Source organism: Helicobacter anseris (assembly GCF_003364335.1).
In the GTDB taxonomy this organism is placed as follows: Bacteria; Campylobacterota; Campylobacteria; order Campylobacterales; family Helicobacteraceae; genus Helicobacter_H; species Helicobacter_H anseris.
In genome coordinates this window covers 1-19449 of sequence record NZ_NXLX01000008.1, presented here as the reverse complement: position 1 = coordinate 19449, position 19449 = coordinate 1, and the positions used below count along the sequence as shown (strand labels likewise).

Genomic DNA, 19449 nt, shown 5'->3' with positions numbered 1-19449 from the left:
AAAATTTCAAAAATTATAACGAAAAAATGTCATTATAATATTTTTCATTTTCCTTGAAAAAATCCTGAAGTTTTTTATGGATAGGGGTTTTTGGTAATGCTTTTACTCTTTGAAGCATTTTTTCTTGAGAATCCCATAGACCACCCCCACGATTTTCTATAATTCTTAGATAATTTTCATAGTGACAAGTAATTTCGAGAATATCAGCAATTTCATTTCCTTTAATAAAGGCATTTTTTCTAATACCTTCCAATTTATATCCTAATAGAGACATTCTATGACTCCAAGGAATAAGCCCAATATGCTGATTAGCAATAATTCTTTTAACACCTATGTTAACAAATGTATGTTCTGTAATTCTTGCAATAGCCTCAAGGGGTTCTAAAGGATTTGTTCTAAAAATATTGGATGTTACAATTGCTAATCCCGCAGAAGAGTTCTTATAATCAATATTTGTTATAGTTGTTGTACCAATTGCCATTCCTTGTTTGTTTGTTATGATTAGGAGAAGTCGTCTATTTCGTTCTTGTAAGAAAAAATTTACCTGTTTCTCTCTTGTGTTAGGAAGTATTCCATGTTCTAGATATCGAGTGGTATGAGGATTATTAAACCATTTATACCAATCTGATTTTTCTGCAAACTCCAATGTAGGAATTCTTAGATCAATGGTTTCACCCTCGATAAAAATGTCAAGTTCCATGAAATTCCTTAATTATATTTTCTAAAAACAGGTTTGACAATATTTCCATGTAAATACTGATTTATACCCCGATTTAGAGCTTTTTTGTAAATTTCCAAACTTTTTGCTGTAGCATCAAGTGTTCTTTGAAATTCTTTTTCTTGATGTGCATATGACATGCAAATACAAGGAAATAAAACCTTATGCCTAAGCATTTCTTGTAAAAAGAGGGTTCTGAATTCCATGCTACTTTTACCTTGAGAATCAAAAGTAAGGAAGAAGGGTTGGCAATCTATACCATCTATAATAAAGTTTTTTTCTAGCCCTAAATCTTTTGATATTTGATTGATAGAATTTTTAAGTTTTTTTCCATATTCCCAGCAATAATCTACTACATTTTCGCGCTTTAGAATTTCATATGTTTTTACAAAAGCACCAAGGGGTCCCATTTCTGCTCCATGCGTTGTTGAAAGCAAGAAAACTCTTTCCCTTCCCTCAAACTCTATGCTACCTAATTCCATAATTTCTCTTTTTCCTGCAACTGCTGCTACGGAAAATCCATTTGCCATTGCTTTTCCAAAAGTACAAAGATCAGGAGTAATGCCATAATAATGTTGAGCCCCCTTAATATGCCATCTAAAACCAGTGATCATTTCATCAAGTATCATTATTGCACCATTTTTAGTACATAGATCCCTAACATTGTGCAAAAAATTATCTTTCGGATGTTCAAAATTCGCTGGTTCTAAAATAACACAGGCGATTTGATTGGGGTATTTTTCAAATAGCTCTTCTAAGGATTGGATGTTGTTATAGTTAAAAGTTAGAGTATCGTTTTGGATATTTTGAGGAACACCTCTAGTGACTACAGTACTTCCAATAAACCAGTCATCATAGCTAAAGAATGGATGTTCTAAACATCTTGCTACCAGTGTTCTACCTGTGTAGGCTCTAGATAGTTTCACAGCAGCACTAGTAGCAGTGGAGCCATTTTTTGTAAATTTAACCATATCAACAGAATCTATTGCTTTGATTAAAGTTTCTGCGGCTTCTAATTCGATAAGCGATGGGCGTGTGAGATTATCTCCATATTCAATCTGCTGTATAGCTGCTTGATTTACCTCCTTATTAGAATACCCTAAACACACGGCACGAAGAGCCATTCCATAATCTAGATATTCGTTTTCATCAGGATCATATACATATGCACCTTCACCTCTTTTGAGAATTTGAGGGGCATTATCTGGATATTGATCATATCCTCTAGAATATGTATGTGCACCACCAGGAATGGCTTTTAGTAGTCTGTCTTGATATGTCATTTATTCTCCTTAGTTTTTTAGAATATGCTTTTTCATCATTGTCTCAATCATGAGAAAATCATCTTCATCGTCAACTTCTAGACTCTTCCATTTTGGAACTATATACCCCATGGTTTTATGATGATAAAAATTTTGTTTTTGAAGAAGTATTTCTGTTTTGCTGATATATATTGTACCCTCAAAAAAATACACATCTTCAATTTCTTGTCTTCGTATTGGTTTAAAATTTTTATTAGTATATCCCTCTATGGTATTTGTATGCGTTAGATTGATTAAGAAAGCAGGATTTTGTGATTCTGTTTTGCAGATACCAACGATTGCTTCAGTATTTTGATTTAAAAATAGTATTTCAATTGCTTGATCAATATCCTTTACCTCTCTTAATGGGCTTGTTGGTTCAAGTAAAACAATATAGTCAAAGGTTTTGTTTAATTGGTTTTTATAAAAATCGATGGTGTGTTTAATGCTATCAAAGGTGGTGCTAGTGTCTAAACTTAATTCCATAGGACGTAAAAATGGGACTTGCGCCCCATGTTCTCTCGCAATTTTTGCATATTCTTCAGAGTCTGTACTTACAACTACCTCATCAATATATTTTGATTGCAAACCTGCTTCTATTGACCAAGCCATAAGTGGCTTTCCACATAGATTTTTAATATTCTTGTTCGGCAATCCCTTGCTTCCACTTCTTGCAGGTATAATGGCTAAAAAAGTTTTATTTTGATACAATCCTACTCCTCTATATCACTGTTTGCTTTATTATATTCTTCATGTCTTCCTATATCAATCCAATAGTCCGTGACCAAATATGTTGAGGTATTATATCTTTTTTCACATAAAATCTTGTTAAAAAGATTTGGCATATCAAAAAAAGTATCTTGTGGTATTAGATGTATTACTGATGGATTTAAAAGATAAATACCAGCACTTACATTAAAATTCAAGTTAGGTTTTTCTGTAATGGAAACAATACCACCCTTCTTGTCTGTTTGAACAACGCCATAAGGGACTTGATAGTGAAACTCTCTGATTCCCATTGTAATATCAGATTTTTGATCTTGGTGATACTCTAGCATCTTTGAAAAATCAATTTCTGTTAATATGTCTCCATTCATTACAAAAAAAGGATGTTCCCCTATATTTTTTATAAGGCTTAAGGCTCCTGCTGTCCCCATTCTTTTTTCTTCTTTAACATAATTGATATTTAAGCCAAACTTTGAACCATCTTCAAAATATTCTTCAATAATATGAGATTTATAATTTACACAAAGAGTGATATTTCTAAAACCTTGTTGCTTGAACCGTTCAAGGATGATTTGTAAGATGGGTTTGCTTCCCACTTTTAACATAGGCTTGGGAAGTGTGTCTGTGAGAGGTTTAAGTCTTGTACCTAATCCTCCTGCCATAATAACAATATTATTTTGGTAATGTTTTGTTTTTAATAATGAAGAAATGGAGATAATTTGAGTAATTTTGCCGTTATTATCCATAAGAGGTATTTCGTGAATATTGTGCTGGCTTGCAAGTGAAAGTAGATATTCTTTAGAGTCTTTAATATTTGCAATAATGGGATTTTTATTGATAATGGAAGAAATATTATCATCGAGTTTTAAGCCACTAAGTAATCCTCTTCGAATATCTGGTTCAGTAATAATTCCAATAAAATTATTGTTAAGATCATTTACTATTAAGAGTCTTAGTCCGTCATATGTGCCAAAAATTTTTAGTGTTTCTAGTATGGAAAAATCTTGTGTTATCGTAATCTTTTTTAAAACTTGCAAAGGCATTGTCCTTCTAGATAATCTGTACCTAATTATAATAATAAATTTGTAATTTTTACAAATTTATTATTTCTTTATATCCCAAAATTCTTTCTTTATAATTTGATTTAAATCAATCTCTTTGAGTATTTCTTTTGTTTTCTTAGCGCTTCCTCCCTCTCCATAGGGATTGATAGTGCTAGGAAGTTTGGCTTGAAAACTAGGTGAGAAAAGCTTTTTAAAAGCTTTAAGGATATCTTCTTTTTGTGGTAAGCAGTCAATCACGCTTGAAGCTTTGTTTCTTCCTTTTTGTCTATCTCCAATGTTGATTGTCCCTATCTTAAAGCTTGGTGCTTCTGCTAATCCACTCGAGCTATTTCCTACTGCTCCATCGACATATTGCATAGTGCTTAAATATCGTAATTGTCCCATAGAAGTAAAAGCAATTGCATTATGATGATTTGCAACAAAATCATCAATCATTGAATTGATAATTCTTCCATCAGTATCAGAATTTGCTTTTGTAAAAATCATTCCTACATTTTTATCTTGAGCAAATTCTAGCAATGCTTCAAGTAATGCTCCAAATTGTGCTTTTGCTGTGCAATTCTCTAGCGTCACAGGATGAAAGGTAATTAAGAAATTGTAATCTCTAAAACCAAAATTTAATTCTTTCTCTAAATTACTTTTAGAGAGTAGGGGAAGGTTTTTTATGTTATCAATTCCAAAACCTCCCACATTAAATACTCTTGAGGGATTCTCTCCGAGTTGTATGACACGATTGGCGTATTCTTGAGTCCCAGTGAAGTGCAAAACACTCATTTTGCTTATACAATGTCTAAGAGAATCATCAAATGCTCCCTCAGTCTTCTCTCCCCCTGCGATATGTGCCACAGGGATTCTGCATATCATTGCACTTGCTACACAAGCAAAAATCTCATATCTATCTCCTAGCACTACGACAATATCAGGAGAAAGTTCTTCATATGCATCAGCAATAAGAATCTGAGCTAATCCCATACTCTTACAAATTGAGGTGGGAGTATCAGCACTAAGAATAATTTCTATTTTTTTATTGATTGCAAATTCTTTTTCAATTTCTTTGTAGGTAAGCCCAAACTCAGGACTAAGATGCATTCCTGTTGCAATAATCTGTAGTTCTAGTAGGGGGTCAGAGCTAATTTCTTTGGCAAGGTGACAGAGTAATCCCCATTCTGCTCTTGTGCCTGTGATAATACAGATTTTTCTACCATTTTTCCTTGAGGAGCATAAAACTTTCGGCGTATTTTGGAGAAACATCATCTATACCCCCCCCCCCATTTAATGTGGTACATCCCATAGTGCTTCCACGATAGAGTGCTAGAGCTTTGATATTTTCTAGTGATCTAGGGAAGGGTGGTGGAGCAACCTCGCTTTTGTAGATTTGCATAATTTTACATTTTTTGTCTATAAAATCTGTGATATCTACAAAAACATTGGGGATAAAGCTTTTGTGAGGAAGACTTGGAGCAAATTCTGTTTCACTTAAAGTTTCCATCATTAGCACTCTTTCAATGCTTGGATATCGAAAGGATTTGGTGCAAGAAAATACAGCTTCAAAGATATATCGATGATCACTATGGGCATCATCACAGAAAGGAAGATAGAGGATATTTGGCTGTATTTGTTGAAAAATTTTTGAGAATCTTGTTACTAAATTACTTTTGGTATATTCATCAACCCTCATTGTCTTTAATCCTAAACGATGAGTAGAGGTAAAACCATAGGAGTTAGTAACTTGCTTGATTTCCTCTTCTCTTGTAGCGATTGCTTCTTTGGAAAATCCTTCTTCTTCTAAGATATCAGTGCAAAAGACACAATGCACTTCATCACCATTGGCAATATGTTTGAGTAGTGTTCCACCTGCACCTAGGGTTTCATCATCAGGATGAGTGGAAATAACTATAACTCGCTTAACACAATTTTGTTTTGACATACCATCTCCTATCTTGTGTATCAATTTGTTTTATAAAATCAACGATTTTTTTGCAAGAGGTTTCATCGCCATAAGGATTCTTAAGTTCTTGGATCTTTGCACGATAGTTTTGATTAAAACAAGCTTTTTGTAATGCTTGGATGATATGAGATTTATTGTAATCCACAAATTCAACATTTCCTGCATTAAGCCTACCTTTTTGTCGGTTTCCGATATTGACAACAGGAAGCTTATAAAAAGGAGCCTCTAAGATTCCCATGCTTGAGTTTCCTGCAAGGGTAAGAGTGTTTCTAATGATGTTGATAAAGACTTCTCTAGGAAGTGTTTTGAAAAACTTGAGATTTGGATAAAGTTCCTCCCCTTTTTTTATTTCTTCAATAATTTTGTAGCTTCCTGGATCTGTATTTGGATAAATTCCTACCACTTGAAGATTATGTGTTTGGGCAAATTCTGTGCAAGATTGGATTGCAAGACGCATTTGCTCTCCAGATTCTTCAACTTCAGAGCTTAGTGGATGTTTGAGTAGAGTTATGTAATCTTTTGAAACAATATCAAAATTTAAAAATCCTGATAATTCTTCTCTTGTCTTTTGTGGAATATTAGCAATATTGACATAAGAAGGATTGCCAGAATTGAGAATTCTCCAATTATCTTCACCAATTTTAAGGAGATTTTTTGCATATTCATCAGCTGTTGCACAATGAATATGAGCAAGTTTAGAGCAAGCAAATCGGATAGGATCATCAGAATTTCCGTACACAGGATCCCCACCACCTAGGTGAATAGTTAGAATATCCATATAATTTCCCACTACGCATGTTGCAATGCTCTCTTCTCTATCTCCCACAACAAGTAAAAAATCAGGTTTTTCTCTTTCTGCGGTTTGCGTCAATCCTGCAATAAGCAACCCTACCCCCTTGCTTCTTTGAGTTAGGCGATCTGTGCTAAGCAGACAATCAATCTTATCCGCAATCCTAAAGCCATCTTTTTCAATCTTCTTGTAAGTATTATTTTGAGCATCACTTAAGTGTGCATTACAAACGGCAACGCATACTTCAAATCCTTGTTTCTCAAACTCTTTAAGAATGGGATAAAGTATATCATATTCACTTCTAATTCCTGTAACTGCTAAAACTTTTCTCATTTTATTAAATCCTTTAATACTTTAAAATTTGAAATGGTATCACATTGAATGTGATTTTGTACATTTTTTGCGTAGCCTCTTTTTAAAAGAATTGGCAGAATTCTTGCTTTATCTGCTCCTTCTATATCAGTATATGGATTATCTCCTATCATACAACAGTCTTTTGGAGAAAGTCTAAAATGATTTAAAACTTTTAAAAAAGCTTTTGGATGAGGTTTTTCGTATTCTATCCCATCTTCTCGAGCATAAAAAATAGGAATACCTGTGATTTTTAAATTATTTATTTTATTTTTTTGAGCTTGGATTGGACCATTTGTGAGAATGGCTATTTGATAGTCTTGCTGTTTTAAAAAATCTAAAAATTCTTGTGCATCCTCATAAAGACTAAGCTTACATTGAATACTTGCGTAAATAGAAAAAAGCTCATCATGATAATTTTGAGCGTATCCAAGAGGTGTGAGTTCAAGAAAGGTTCTAAAAATATCTTTGGAGTGCAGACGAGTTTCATCACTGAGAGTTTGAGTGCAAATATCTTCAAAATTTTCTTGAGTAAAGAAGTATTTTGTCCAAAAATCCAAAAAAACATTATAAAGATATTGATTTTCATCATAGAGTGTATTGTCTAAATCAAGGATAAAACCTTTTATGCCCATTATTTTAGCCATAAGTATGAAAAATATCGTAAGAATCTTGATTGGGTTGGCAGAAGTTCTTTGTTAATCTTAATTTCTTCTTGAAGAAGAAGTTTGATGGCAAGATAAGGGAAATTGAAGCCAATGTCTGTGTCAATTGCACTGCTTGCACCAATGCGTGGATTAAGATCAAATAATACAATATTTCCATTCTGATTAAAGGCAAGTTCCATATTGTTGGTATAAGTTAGATTGAAAATTTCTATTACTTTAGAGCAGAGTTTTTCCATATCTTCGTCGTAAGATACAAGCCCTCTGTAAGTTTGCGAAGCATTCCCCCATTCTCTAATGTGTTTAAGTGTAAGAATATTTTTGCCTTGATAACAGAGGGAGTATGCACTGAGAAAGGGTGAAGTAAGATATTCCATTACAATGAGCTCTTCAAAATTTTCTTGTTGTTTGAGTATTGCCTCTATTGTCTTGATATCGACTTCATTCTCGGGCTTTTTATGGAAAAAATTATCAAAATTAAAACAATTTCCAATGATATAAACCCCTCTTCCTCCTCTACCAAAACGAGGTTTAATGACAATTTTATTTTGAGGAAAATTTAAAAAAGCAAGAGCTTCTTGAAACTCTTGAAGGTTTTTCACTATTTTAAACTTAGGGGCATGTTGGGGTAGGCGATCTCTTAAAAAATCATACACGGCACCTTTGTCGTATGCTTTGATGAGTGAATTATAGCTTCCCACTAAAATAGGAGTTTGGAACTTTTCTTTATATTTTGCAAGAGCGAGATTATCCTCATTACCACAAGGAATGATGATGTCAATAGCATTTTGTCTAGCATAGTTATTTACAAAATTAGCAAAAATCTCTTCATCTTCAGTGCTATTAGGGCATATACAAAAATGATCTACCATAGTTTTGCATACTGCCCATTCAAACGCATCTAATCCAAAAAGCTCTACTTCACGCTCTTTGTTTTTTCTAAGAGCATAGATAAGATCTGAACTTGTTAATCCACCAATTGTTGTGATTAAAATTCTTAATTTTTTCACTACTAGTTCTCCTGTAATATGGTTTTGAGATGATTTGCTATCACTTTTGCATCTTGCGATGTAATTTTTAAGTGCATTGGCAGGGAGATGTGAGTTTTTGATAGCTCTTCGGCTTTTGGACATAGCGCTTGATAAGCTAGAATTGGTTGCTGATGAAGCAAGGGAGAGTAGGGGGCATCAGCACAAATTCCTTTTTGGGCTAGTTTTTTGACAACCTCTTGAGGTTTGTGTTTTTTAAGAAAGACAATAAATCTCCAATAAGAGTGTCGATAACCCTCAGCAACATCTTGAAAGCGTAATAATTCTTTTAAGGGCTCTAATTCTGTTTTGTAGATTTGGGCGATATGGTTGCGATGTGTAACAAAATCTTCAAGACAACGTAATTGGCTTAATCCAAGCGTGGCATTAAACTCTGATAAACGAAAATTTTCGCCATAGTGGTTAAACTCTTCGACTTTTTTAAGAGGATTTAATCCACGATTTGCAATAGAGCGAAAAATAAGAGCCTGTGCTTCATCATCACAGACAATCATCCCACCCTCTCCTGTTGTTATAATTTTTGTTGAAAAAAAAGAAAAACAAGCAAAATCACCAATAGAACCAGCCTTGAAAATTTTTCCACTAGAATCTATGGCATATGCACCATGGGCGTGGGCACAATCTTCAATAAGTTTAATCTTGTGTTGAAGACAAAGTTCTTTGATTTTGAAAATATCTTGAGAGATTGCTCCTGAGAAATGCACAATCACTACGGCTTTGGTTTGTGGTGTGATTTTATTCTTTAGATCATCAAGGCTCATTAAAAAATTTTCATCAGTATCGCAAAAAATTGGTTTTGCCCTAGAATTGACAATGCTAGAGAGATTGGCAAAAAAGGTTTGCGTAGGGACAATCACTTCATCAGATTCTGATAGATTAAGAGAGCGCAATACGGTATCAAGAGCAGAAGTGCAAGAATTGGTAGCGATACCGTATAATCTGCCACAATACTTGGCAAAATCCTGCTCAAACTTCTTGACATTTTCTCCCATAGAGAGCATCTTCTCTCCATTTAAAATAAGCCGAGTTTCTTCCAAAATCCAATCGATTTCTTCTTGAGGGAAATGGGGAAAGGCTGTGGTATATCTCATCTAATCTCCTTAATCTCTTGCGTATATTTTTTTAATCCCTCAACAATATCTTGTGGGGTAAAGTTTAGCATTTTTTGAGCCTTTGTTGTGTCAATTTGCGTGTCAAAGTTGTTGGGGGATTTTTTTGGACTTAGGATAATTTCTGATTGAGAATCTAGTAATGCTTTGAGTTTTTGTGCAATTTCTAAAACTGATAGGCTTTCTTTTGCCCCAATTCCAAAAAGCTCATAGCCTTTTTTTTCATAATGAAGAGTAGAGATAATGGCATTTACAGCATCTTGAACATAAAGAACATTTCTTTTGTATTTACCTTCCCCATAAAGTTCAATAGGATTGTTATTGATGATTTCCTCTTTGAGAGTATGAATAATTCCTCCTAAATGATTTACACCATAGATTGCTGGGAATCTTAAAACAATACAAGAAAGGGAAGGGTTTTTGAGACATTCGATTTCTAATAATTTTTCACAAATATATTTACTTAATCCATAGTTGGTGTTTGGATTGACAGGAGTTTCTTCGCTTGTGATGAGTGAAGGAGAGTTTGCTAAAACACTAAAGGTTGAGGAGTAGATAATCTTCTGTAGTTTGTTACTCTTTGCTAATTTTAAGAGATTGAGAGTTGGTGTAATCGTGTAATCATGATAATCATGATAATCATGACTTGCGTATTCTACCATAGAAGCGAGATGAATGCAAGAGTCTATGTCAAAATTTTGAAAAGTTTTTTCATCTAAATTTTTAAGTTCAAGTTGCTTAAAATAAAAGCTTGGATGATTAATAACCTCTTGTGGGAGAAAACCATATTTTTTTCTTCCTACTCCTATAACTTGATATCCAAGGGAGAGAAGGTGTTTGCATACCTCTGTCCCTAAAAAACCTGTAGCACCCGTAACAAGGATAGTTTGCATTAAGTTATTTTCTCCAATACTAAATGATATCTTCCATGAGAATACTTTGTAAAAATATCATGATTTTCTATAAGCTCTCCCCAAACTATTTGAAATTTTGTTTCTTTGATTAATTCTTTTATTTTTTTCATATTATAAAAGCTCTGTATTGTGCCAAACTCGTGCTTTTCTTGTACTACAAATTCTCCATTAAATTCTCCATCTTTTTGATAAGAATTAGAATTAAAAAGAGAAACGCTAGAAGAACTAATTAGACTAAAATAGAAAAATTTCTTAGTAACTCTTTCTATTTCTTTTAATAGTTTTTTGGCCAATGAAAATGGTAGAGAATCTATTACCCCCTCACTGATGGTAAAATCAAAAAAATTATTATTAAAAGGAATGTTTTGTCCATCGTATATAGATACTATTGAAGTATTGAAACCTGCAAGTTCTAGCACATTTTTTGCTTCAGAAATTGCATTTTCTGATATATCAATCCCATGGGCATCTATTCCAAATTCACACATCAAAGCCGTGATTCTTCCTATTCCACATCCGAAATCAAGACCTCTAATTTTATCTGCCCCCCCCCCCCTATAAGGAATTCTCCATATGAATTAAAACCTATTTTTTTGCGGATAAAGCGATTGAGAAATTTTACAGTCTCTTCTTTTGGGTAAAACATATAATTCTCTTGCCTTTTATAACTCTCTTCCCAATATTGTTTTTTAATGTCTTCCATTTTTACTCCTTATTTTTACAATATAATAATTTCATCTTCAACAAAATCTCTTTTTGCAATTTTTCCAATGACATTATCCCATTCCATTGGAGAAAGTCCATTTGCTGGACGCTTGACATAGAGATTTTCTTCGCTAAAAACTTCACCTGCTTTGATGACTCTATTTGCGACAATGGATTTTCTTGCGATTGGTTTATTTTTTTTCTCACTTTCACTCTCTTGCTTGATACCATTGCCAAGTGCGACCTCAATCTCTCTGATGCATCGAATCATCTCTTTGAGCTCATGAGGTTCGAGACTTGCCTTGTGATCTGGTCCATCCATATTTTTATCAAGTGTGAAGTGCTTTTCTATCACTTTTGCACCCATTGCCACGGCTGCGATGGGGATATGAATCCCTTGAGTGTGATCAGAATAACCCACAGGGAGATGAAAGGCATTGGCAATGGTTTGCATAGCTTTGAGATTGACATCTTGCATAGGGGTAGGGTATTCTGTATTGCAATGCAAGATAGTGATATTTTCTCGTTTTGTCCCTGCATCAGTGAGGATAGAGATTGCCGTCTCTATCTCTCCAAGGTTTGACATCCCTGTGGAGAGGATGATGTTTTTATTAAACTTTCCAATTTTTCTAAGATAGGGGAGATTTGTAATCTCTCCACTTGGGATTTTGAAAGTTTGTATTCCAAGTTTGTCAAGCAGCTCAATGCTTTCAAAATCAAATGGTGTAGAGAGAAATTCGATTCCTACTTTTTTGCAGTGCTGAATGAGCGTTGTCCAATCATCATCTCTAAGAGCAAGTTTTTTAACCATTTCTAATTGATTTTCTTGAGAATTTTTTGTATTTTCTATCTGATATTGAGCTTTTGGAGCAAACCGACTAATGACATTTTCTGGCTTTCCTGTTTGAAACTTTATGATATCAGCACCAGATTCTTTTGCAACTTCTATAAGTCTTTTTGCTAGATTTAAATCTCCGTTATGATTAACACCAGCTTCAGCTATAATAAGGGTTCTTTGCATTTTAATAATCCTTAAGAAATCTAATATTCTAGTTTTATTTCCAGATCAGTAATCTTTTTTTTATCGATATCATACACTTTTTTTGCAGGATTTCCTATATAGTAACTCCATTCTTTTAATTTTCTTCCCATATTTAGACTCATTGGTCCAAGACAAGCACCTAACAAAAAGATACTTCCAGGCAATACCAAACTGTGACTACCAATGTGGCAGTGTTTTGTAAGTATTACTGGTTTTTCTATCACATTTCTGAATTGCATCGGCACACAAGGTCCTACAAGATAACCATTGATAAAGTCATCACTTACGGCAAATATTTTGGATTGCGAGCTCATTCCACAAAAATCTCCAATTTTTACTCCTGCTTTTCCTCCTGTGATTGAAGCAAAAGCTCCAATATGCACAAAACTTCCTATTTCTATTTTGCCACTTAAAATTACAAAATCATCAATTCTCACATTGTTTCCAATAGAGATATTTGAAGCTCCATAGATTCTCGTCAGTTTTGATATTAGCACCCCTTTACCAATTGAGGCAAAACCTAGATTTTTTAACTCTTCTTGAGTATAAAATCCTTCATTGTATTGAGATTGCATTAGGGTATTCACGATGCAATCCTTTGTGGGATTATGGAGATTATTTTGCGCTTATCCCCCCCCCCTGATTATTTATAAAGTTTTCTAGAAAATCTTTCTCGAGTTTGAGTATCTCTTTTTGTCTTTCTTTGATTCTTTTTGCTGGGATACCAAAGTAAATACCCCAAGGGTTTGTTTTTCTTATTACCATACTCATAGCACCGATAGCAACCCCTTCTGCAAGATAAGCATCTGGCAAGATAAGACTACTAGAGCCAATGATACAGTGCTTTTCTAGAATAATTTTTTTCTTATAATTATTTTTATATTGCTCTGGAATACATGGGTTTGTCATACTTACTCCGCTATAATCATCTGTTATGGCTAGTACTTTGACATGATTGCTAATTCCACAAAAATCTTTAATTACTATCCCAGCATCTGAACCTGTTATATTGCTAGAAGCTCCAATATGCACAAAACTTCCTATTTCTATTTTGCCACTTAAAATTACAAAATCATCAATTCTTACATTGTTTCCAATAGAGATATTTGAAGCTCCATAGATTCTAGCTAGCCTAGAAATAAGGACATTTTTCCCAATAGATGCAAATCCAATTTGTTTCAATTCATCTTGAGTATAAAACCCTTCATTGTATTGTGAGAGAAAAAAGTCTTTCACAGGCTTGCTCCACCATCTATGACTATATTTTGTCCTGTAATCCAATGTGAATATTCAGAGAGTAGAAAGCATATCAGTGGAGTAATATCTTCAACTTTTCCTATTCCTAGAGGATATTCTTTTTTAATATTTTCAATATATGTAGAGTCATAGACTTTGCTCCAATCTTCTATCATTTCTGTCATGACAAAACCTGGAGAGATGGCATTGATACGATATGATAATGGAGCAATCTCCAATGCTATAGATTTAATAGCCGTATTTATTGCACCTTTTGTGGCGGCATAGTTTGTTAAGCCTTTTTGTGCTTTGACACTTGAGTTTGAGCTCAAAAATACAAAGCTAGCATTTTTATTGCTTTTTGCTCTTCTATCAATTAATCCCTTAATAATTTGCAGATTCCCAAAATAGTTTGTATTAAAAAGTGGGATCGCGGATTCTACAGACAGCACCGATGAAATCGGTGCTATCTGCTGGATACCAGCAGATAGCACCGCCCCATCAAAACTGCCATATTGTTTGGTAATTTCTAGAGCCCATTTATCCAAACTATTTATTTCTGAAATATCTTTTTGTAAGATATGAAAAAGGTCTTTATTCTTTGCAAATGATTTTTGTTTTAAAAGTTTTTGCTCATCTCTAGCTATAGCAATGATTTCTGCACCAAGAGTATTTAATGTGAGAGCAATATGTGCTCCCATTCCACTGCTAGCACCAGTAATAAGAAATCGTTTGGAAAAAAAATCTATTTTCATTTTGAAAGTTTGTCTTTTACTATATCTACTAAATCTTGAACACTTTTACAGTTTCTAAGTTCATTTCCAGTTACGCTTAAATGAAAAAGTGTATCATATAAACTAATCATTGATACGATAGCAAGGCTATCCCATTCTTCAATTTCATTTAACTTTGTGGAAAGTTCCAGTGCCTCATCTCTTTGTAATGCATCTTGGATTTGAAGTAATAATTCTTGTTGTGTCATATAAACTCCTTTAATAGAATTGAACATTTCTGCAATAAAAATTTTGATTGAGAGTTATTATAGCATTCCCCCAACTTAAACCAGCTCCAAAACCAGCAAGAGAAACTCTTAGATTTTTTGTTAAAGAGTTTTCTTGTGTATTGAGTGTATCACAGATTGTTGCAGGAATTGAGCATCCACTGAGATTTCCATATTTATTTGTTGTGGCGTTAGGTACTTTAGTAGGATCTAACTTTAAGCGTCTTGTTATATTATCAACGATATATTTATTTGCTTGATGAAAGAAAGCAAAATCTAAAGAATCTTTATCTTGTTGTGCATAATCAAGCATTTCTAAAAAAGCTTTTGGTTCTTGCATGATTGCAAAATTAAAAATTTCTGATCCATCCATATAAAGTTGTCTTAGATTTCTTTTTTCTGAAGTTTCCCATATTTTTGGTTCTGGTATGATTTGTGGATCAGGTATTCTTGATGCACCTTCTGGAATAATAAGTTGATAGAATTTTTTTCCTTCTGTTCCTAAGTCAAAAAAACTTTTTTCTTGCTTTTTTTCTTGTGATTCTAAAAGAGTTGCACTAACACCATCGCCAATAATAGGGGCGAGATTAGAATCTAGAGGATTTATATATTTACTCAGGGTATCTCCACAGATTAAAAGAACTTTTTTACATCCACCATTTTCTATTAAGGAATGAGCAATATATAGTCCATAGAGATATCCAGCACAGGCTTGATTGATATCCATAGCGATTGTGGAGACAGGAAAGTTTAGTTTTCCATGGATATAACACGCAGTGGCTGGCAAGAAATAATCTGGAGTTTGTGTAACCATGATGATTGCATCTATATTTTTAACATCAATATGCATATCGCGCAACAAGCTAGAAATAGCCATAATAGCCAAATCGCTAGCAGTTGTATTGTCTTTCGCAATATGGCGACTTTGCAAACCAATAACTTTTTTAATTCTCTTAAGGGCTTGGATATCTCCATTATAGATTGTATGAAGTTCATCGTCTATATTAATTTTATGAGAAGGCACTACGACAGATATACCACTAATTTGGACATTTTCAAAAGAAGTTCTCATGCATTTTCCTTGATACATAATCCCTCAAGCTTTATTTCTTTAGGCTTGATTGTGACAAAAGGAGGATTGATATTTTTCTGATGGCTTATTTTACTCAAAAATTCTAAAAATGGACCATTTCTTTCACCATTTTGAAAAAAGACATCAAATTCATCATATGGGAGTGATAGTTTTTTGCTTATTAGTTTGATAGCATAAAAAAACATGATTTCTTCAAGTTTTCTGCCTAGTGCTCTGCAACTGATACATAAATCTATAATTTCAATTTTTTCTTTATGCTGTTTTCCAATAAAAATAGCAATAATGCCACTATCACTTAATTTATCACCCATAGATATGGTCACTATTGCTATGGTTTTATCAATAAACCATTGATTGACTTGTTCAGGACTTGGGCGTGTATAGTTTGAAATAAATTGATTGGTTTTATTAAGTAGCTCTGTAATTCTTTGTATATGTTCTTTATTGTCGATAGAAAAGTCCAAAGTAATTTTTAAATTTTTAAAATATTCTTCCTGAGAGAGATTTTTAATACTTTTTCGAATTTGGTTTGCTTGGATATCTTGTGAACGGATAAGATCTTCTTTTAAGATATTGTTTTTTTGCATTTGTGGGAAAAGATTTAAAATCTCTAGAACTTCTTTTGGAGATGTGGCAAGGATTGTTTTTATATCTAAGATTTTAACAGATTCTATTTCTGCGATATTATCATCGATAAAAAGTATAGAATCTAATCCTATGTTAAAAATTTGTGCTATGGATTTAATATTCTCGGCTTTTGGATCCCAATTGATTTTTTTGATATCAAAATCATCCCATTTAAGAATAAAATCCTTTCTTGTTTCAAAAAGTTTTTTAGCATCCTCTTCTTCATTTTTTGAGGCAATTGCCAAAAGAAAGCCTTGCTTTTTATATTCCAAAATTTTTTCTTGCAATTTTATATGCTCTTGTGTAAGCTTGATATTTTCTATACCATCTTCGCCAATTATACCTTGATATAGCGTGTTATCTAGATCTAGCACAATGGCTTTTAGTGTAGGAAGAAGTAAAGATGGAATATGTTTTAATCCAAGCATTTGGGCTATTTTTATGCAAGCTTTATTGCTAAGTCTGGTTCCTGTAATGCTTGATTTTGAATCATCAAGATCATTTGATGTTAAAAAATCAGAAAGTTTAATGACTTTCAAGTTTGATTCTGATAACTCTACTAGATGTTTGATTTCTAAGTCCATAAATATTATGAGTATAGGATCTGTTGTTAGATTTTTTAGGTATTTTAGTTGTTTGTTGATATGCTCTGTAGGGTTGTTTTTATAGCGTGAAAGATCAAGCCATATAATTTCTAAATCACTTTTTTGAAAATTGTCAAAACTAAGACTATCATCATAAGATCCAATTAAGAATCTTGCCCATATTTTACTAAAGGCTAAAAAAGGAGCAATAATACTCTCTATGGGTTCAAAGGCATGATTTCTATGTATATTTATTTTAATTTGTTTTAAAATAGATGGATTTATTTTATCTTTAGCATCTAATATTTCTGTACGCTTAAGGTTATTTGAAAATATGTTCATTTTTTCTCCACAAGTTCAATTAGCATATAATTTTTCATCATAACAAAACAAAGTCTTTTGAAATATGTAGCAGGCATAACCGGTTTCACAATAATGCCCCCCCCCCCTGAATGTCACGCTTTCTTAGTATTTCTAAATCCTTATAAATATCTTGTGTTTCATAGGCAATATGATACATTTTTGTATTATTTTTTAAATAGTTGCAAAGAGGTCCTTTGTCATCGAGATTTTCTAGGAGTTCTAGACGATAGGATTGGTTTTTGATAAATAAGCCTCTAACTCCTTGATTTTCATCAATAAACTCATCTTCTAATGTAAAACCAAGTTTTTGAAACAATGGAAATTCAACGTCAATACTTTGTGTTGCAACACCGATATGATGGATGGGATTATTGAGCTTTAGCAAGTTCTTCTACTTTTGCTATGATGGATTCTTGCGATGTTAGGGAAGCCAAATCATTTTCAGCAAACAAAATATCAAATTCTTCTTCTAAACTCATAATGATATCTATATGCACAATTGAAGACCATTCTTGAGAATTTTGCATAGAGACTGAAGTAGTATCATCAACTTTGGTTTTTAAAATCTTACTGAGTATCTCATATACCTTTTGTTTCATAATTTTAACATCCTTTTTATGCTATTGAAATTAGAATGTTATCACATATTTTTAGCTTTTAAGGTAAGAATTTCTTTTAGGATGACTTCATCTGTGGTCGGTAGATTTTGTTTTGTGATTTCTAAAGTTTGATTTGTAAGGGTTTTTTCTATTCTTGGATATATGCATATGTATTGTTGTGATAAAAAGGAGAGAAAAGATTCTAAAAGGCTTTTTGCTAAGATGTATTCTTTAAAGTCTTGAGGACGAGTTTCTATAAAAGCAGTAGAGGGACAAAAGATTGTTGTTAGGGATATGATATTTAATTTTAAAATTTTGTTTAAACCAAAGATATAATGATTTATAAAATCTTGTAAATTTTCTTCTTGGATATATGGGTTTTTTATGGATTGAATTTTAGGTGTTGAAAAATAATAAAGATGCGTTGGTGAAAAATTTACAATTGTTGTTAGCATCTCTTTTGTTGGGTTAAGTGCATTGTATTGAAAAAAATGGATATTAGAGTCTCTTTCTAAAACTTTAGTATTGTTAAAGCTTGCTAAAACACTTGCACCACCTATAGACAAAAGTTTTGAACAAGTATTACCTAGCCCATTACTTGCGCCAATGACTAATGCGCGCTGATGTTTGAATGGCAACTCTTTTTTTAAGGATGGGTATTTAAAGAGTAGAGTGTTGGTTTTTATATTTTCAATAGGTTTTGGCCTAATAAAGGCTTTGATTTTTCCTTTTAGCAAGTTGTTGATTGAAATATTTGCGCAATTTAAAATAGGATGTATTTTAAAATCATAAAATAATGTCTTTATAGGCTTTGGATAGGATGGAGGAAATTCTAATTCCATAGAAGAAAAAATGCTATTTAGCCCAGGACATTGCATACCAACTATTCTAGTTATTGCTAGGAGGGTTGCAGTGCTAAAATTATCAAGTTTTCTATGGCAATTTGGAAAAATTATTCTTAGTAACTCTGGATTGAAAAATAGTTCTGTAGCCCCCCCCCCCCCTGTAAAAGTTCATTTATCTCCATTGGTTGTTTATTAAGAAAATGAGAATTTTTTCTATATCCCAACAGTTTTTTACTATTTTTAAAATAAAAATGTATATTACTGACAGGTTTGTTCTGATTGGAAAGATATATGTTGCATGTTACATTATTATGAGATTGATCTATTTGTATATAAAATTTATCTCCATGAAGTATGGGGGTTAAAAAATTTGCTGAAATTTTTAATAGATGTATAGGAGATTTGTTTGTTGTTAGAAATTTTTCAAGAGCAAGAAAAACTTGAAAAATACCATAAATAATTTTAGTTTTAAAAATTGATTTTGAAGCATAAGTCTTATCAAGATGAATAGGATTGAAATCCCCACTTAATTTAGCAAAGATTTTTAGATGCTTATCAGGGATTTTTATTTGTTGCATTTTTTAAACCTCTGATTTAAATGATTTGGTGAATTATAACCGCTTTTTCTTAAATCTCTCACTAATTTCAAGAGATTCTACTACAACTACTTTTGAGGGTATTTTGTAATTTTCTATTTTTCCTTTACAAAATGATCGGATT

General features: G+C 32.8%; 23 protein-coding genes and 1 pseudogene. All 24 read right to left on the bottom strand.

What is annotated here, in order from left to right; translation table 11 throughout:
• Window positions 1-13: 13 nt before the first annotated feature.
• Window positions 14-700: a GNAT family N-acetyltransferase gene (locus CQA57_RS04155; RefSeq protein WP_115578973.1), complete on the bottom strand. Its 687-nt coding sequence runs from the start codon at window positions 698-700 to the stop codon at window positions 14-16.
• Between the two features lie 8 nt (window positions 701-708).
• On the bottom strand, window positions 709-2001 hold the full coding sequence (locus CQA57_RS04150; RefSeq protein ID WP_115578972.1) for a glutamate-1-semialdehyde 2,1-aminomutase: 1293 nt from the start codon (window positions 1999-2001) through the stop codon (window positions 709-711).
• A gap of 9 nt (window positions 2002-2010) precedes the next feature.
• Entirely contained in the window at window positions 2011-2730 is a 720-nt protein-coding gene (locus CQA57_RS04145) for an acylneuraminate cytidylyltransferase family protein (protein ID WP_115578971.1), read from the bottom strand.
• A gap of 2 nt (window positions 2731-2732) precedes the next feature.
• Complete coding sequence (locus CQA57_RS04140) at window positions 2733-3782, bottom strand: nucleotidyltransferase family protein (RefSeq protein WP_115579026.1); 1050 nt, start codon at window positions 3780-3782, stop codon at window positions 2733-2735.
• 66 nt (window positions 3783-3848) lie between these two features.
• Window positions 3849-5063, bottom strand: coding sequence for a UDP-N-acetylglucosamine 2-epimerase (gene neuC, locus CQA57_RS04135; RefSeq protein ID WP_245941855.1), 1215 nt, complete (start codon window positions 5061-5063; stop codon window positions 3849-3851).
• Window positions 5008-5736: a PIG-L deacetylase family protein gene (locus CQA57_RS04130; protein ID WP_115578969.1), complete on the bottom strand. Its 729-nt coding sequence runs from the start codon at window positions 5734-5736 to the stop codon at window positions 5008-5010. Before CQA57_RS04130 ends, neuC (CQA57_RS04135) begins: the two co-directional genes overlap by 56 nt.
• Window positions 5714-6880: a UDP-N-acetylglucosamine 2-epimerase gene (gene neuC / locus CQA57_RS04125; protein ID WP_115578968.1), complete on the bottom strand. Its 1167-nt coding sequence runs from the start codon at window positions 6878-6880 to the stop codon at window positions 5714-5716. Before neuC (CQA57_RS04125) ends, CQA57_RS04130 begins: the two co-directional genes overlap by 23 nt.
• Entirely contained in the window at window positions 6877-7533 is a 657-nt protein-coding gene (locus CQA57_RS04120; protein ID WP_170126820.1) for an HAD family hydrolase, read from the bottom strand. Before CQA57_RS04120 ends, neuC (CQA57_RS04125) begins: the two co-directional genes overlap by 4 nt.
• Window positions 7533-8573 carry an ATP-grasp domain-containing protein gene (locus tag CQA57_RS04115; RefSeq protein WP_170126819.1) on the bottom strand — a complete coding sequence of 347 codons (1041 nt, stop codon included), beginning with the start codon at window positions 8571-8573 and terminating at the stop codon, window positions 7533-7535. The genes CQA57_RS04120 and CQA57_RS04115 overlap by 1 nt, the downstream gene beginning before the upstream one ends.
• A 2-nt stretch (window positions 8574-8575) precedes the next feature.
• A complete protein-coding gene (locus tag CQA57_RS04110; RefSeq protein ID WP_115578966.1) occupies window positions 8576-9703 on the bottom strand; it encodes a DegT/DnrJ/EryC1/StrS family aminotransferase in 1128 nt (375 codons plus the stop codon).
• On the bottom strand, window positions 9700-10614 hold the full coding sequence (locus tag CQA57_RS04105; protein ID WP_115578965.1) for an NAD-dependent epimerase/dehydratase family protein: 915 nt from the start codon (window positions 10612-10614) through the stop codon (window positions 9700-9702). The genes CQA57_RS04110 and CQA57_RS04105 overlap by 4 nt, the downstream gene beginning before the upstream one ends.
• Window positions 10614-11123, bottom strand: a complete 510-nt coding sequence (locus tag CQA57_RS04100) for a class I SAM-dependent methyltransferase (protein WP_245941854.1) — start codon at window positions 11121-11123, stop codon at window positions 10614-10616. Before CQA57_RS04100 ends, CQA57_RS04105 begins: the two co-directional genes overlap by 1 nt.
• A gap of 17 nt (window positions 11124-11140) precedes the next feature.
• Entirely contained in the window at window positions 11141-11338 is a 198-nt protein-coding gene (locus CQA57_RS04095; protein ID WP_115578963.1) for a hypothetical protein, read from the bottom strand.
• 15 nt (window positions 11339-11353) lie between these two features.
• Window positions 11354-12361 carry an N-acetylneuraminate synthase gene (gene neuB, locus CQA57_RS04090; RefSeq protein WP_115578962.1) on the bottom strand — a complete coding sequence of 336 codons (1008 nt, stop codon included), beginning with the start codon at window positions 12359-12361 and terminating at the stop codon, window positions 11354-11356.
• A gap of 20 nt (window positions 12362-12381) precedes the next feature.
• Window positions 12382-12969 carry an acyltransferase gene (locus CQA57_RS04085; RefSeq protein WP_245941853.1) on the bottom strand — a complete coding sequence of 196 codons (588 nt, stop codon included), beginning with the start codon at window positions 12967-12969 and terminating at the stop codon, window positions 12382-12384.
• 28 nt (window positions 12970-12997) lie between these two features.
• Entirely contained in the window at window positions 12998-13618 is a 621-nt protein-coding gene (locus CQA57_RS04080; protein ID WP_115578961.1) for an acyltransferase, read from the bottom strand.
• Window positions 13615-14373, bottom strand: a complete 759-nt coding sequence (locus CQA57_RS04075; protein WP_115578960.1) for an SDR family NAD(P)-dependent oxidoreductase — start codon at window positions 14371-14373, stop codon at window positions 13615-13617. Before CQA57_RS04075 ends, CQA57_RS04080 begins: the two co-directional genes overlap by 4 nt.
• Window positions 14370-14600: an acyl carrier protein gene (locus CQA57_RS04070; protein WP_115578959.1), complete on the bottom strand. Its 231-nt coding sequence runs from the start codon at window positions 14598-14600 to the stop codon at window positions 14370-14372. The genes CQA57_RS04075 and CQA57_RS04070 overlap by 4 nt, the downstream gene beginning before the upstream one ends.
• Window positions 14601-14610: 10 nt before the next feature.
• Window positions 14611-15690 carry a beta-ketoacyl-ACP synthase III gene (locus CQA57_RS04065; RefSeq protein WP_115578958.1) on the bottom strand — a complete coding sequence of 360 codons (1080 nt, stop codon included), beginning with the start codon at window positions 15688-15690 and terminating at the stop codon, window positions 14611-14613.
• Window positions 15687-17264: an HAD-IIIC family phosphatase gene (locus CQA57_RS04060; RefSeq protein WP_115578957.1), complete on the bottom strand. Its 1578-nt coding sequence runs from the start codon at window positions 17262-17264 to the stop codon at window positions 15687-15689. The genes CQA57_RS04065 and CQA57_RS04060 overlap by 4 nt, the downstream gene beginning before the upstream one ends.
• Window positions 17261-17670: pseudogene (locus CQA57_RS04055) on the bottom strand (VOC family protein). The gene CQA57_RS04060 and the pseudogene CQA57_RS04055 overlap by 4 nt, the downstream one beginning before the upstream one ends.
• Entirely contained in the window at window positions 17654-17884 is a 231-nt protein-coding gene (locus CQA57_RS04050; protein ID WP_115578956.1) for an acyl carrier protein, read from the bottom strand. The pseudogene CQA57_RS04055 and the gene CQA57_RS04050 overlap by 17 nt, the downstream one beginning before the upstream one ends.
• Window positions 17885-17925: 41 nt before the next feature.
• The gene (locus tag CQA57_RS04045; protein ID WP_115578955.1) at window positions 17926-18762 is read right to left on the bottom strand and encodes a hypothetical protein; all 837 of its coding nucleotides are present in this window, start codon (window positions 18760-18762) and stop codon (window positions 17926-17928) included.
• Window positions 18763-18842: 80 nt separating this feature from the next.
• Window positions 18843-19307: a MaoC/PaaZ C-terminal domain-containing protein gene (locus CQA57_RS04040; RefSeq protein WP_115578954.1), complete on the bottom strand. Its 465-nt coding sequence runs from the start codon at window positions 19305-19307 to the stop codon at window positions 18843-18845.
• Between the last annotated feature and the right edge of the window lie 142 nt (window positions 19308-19449).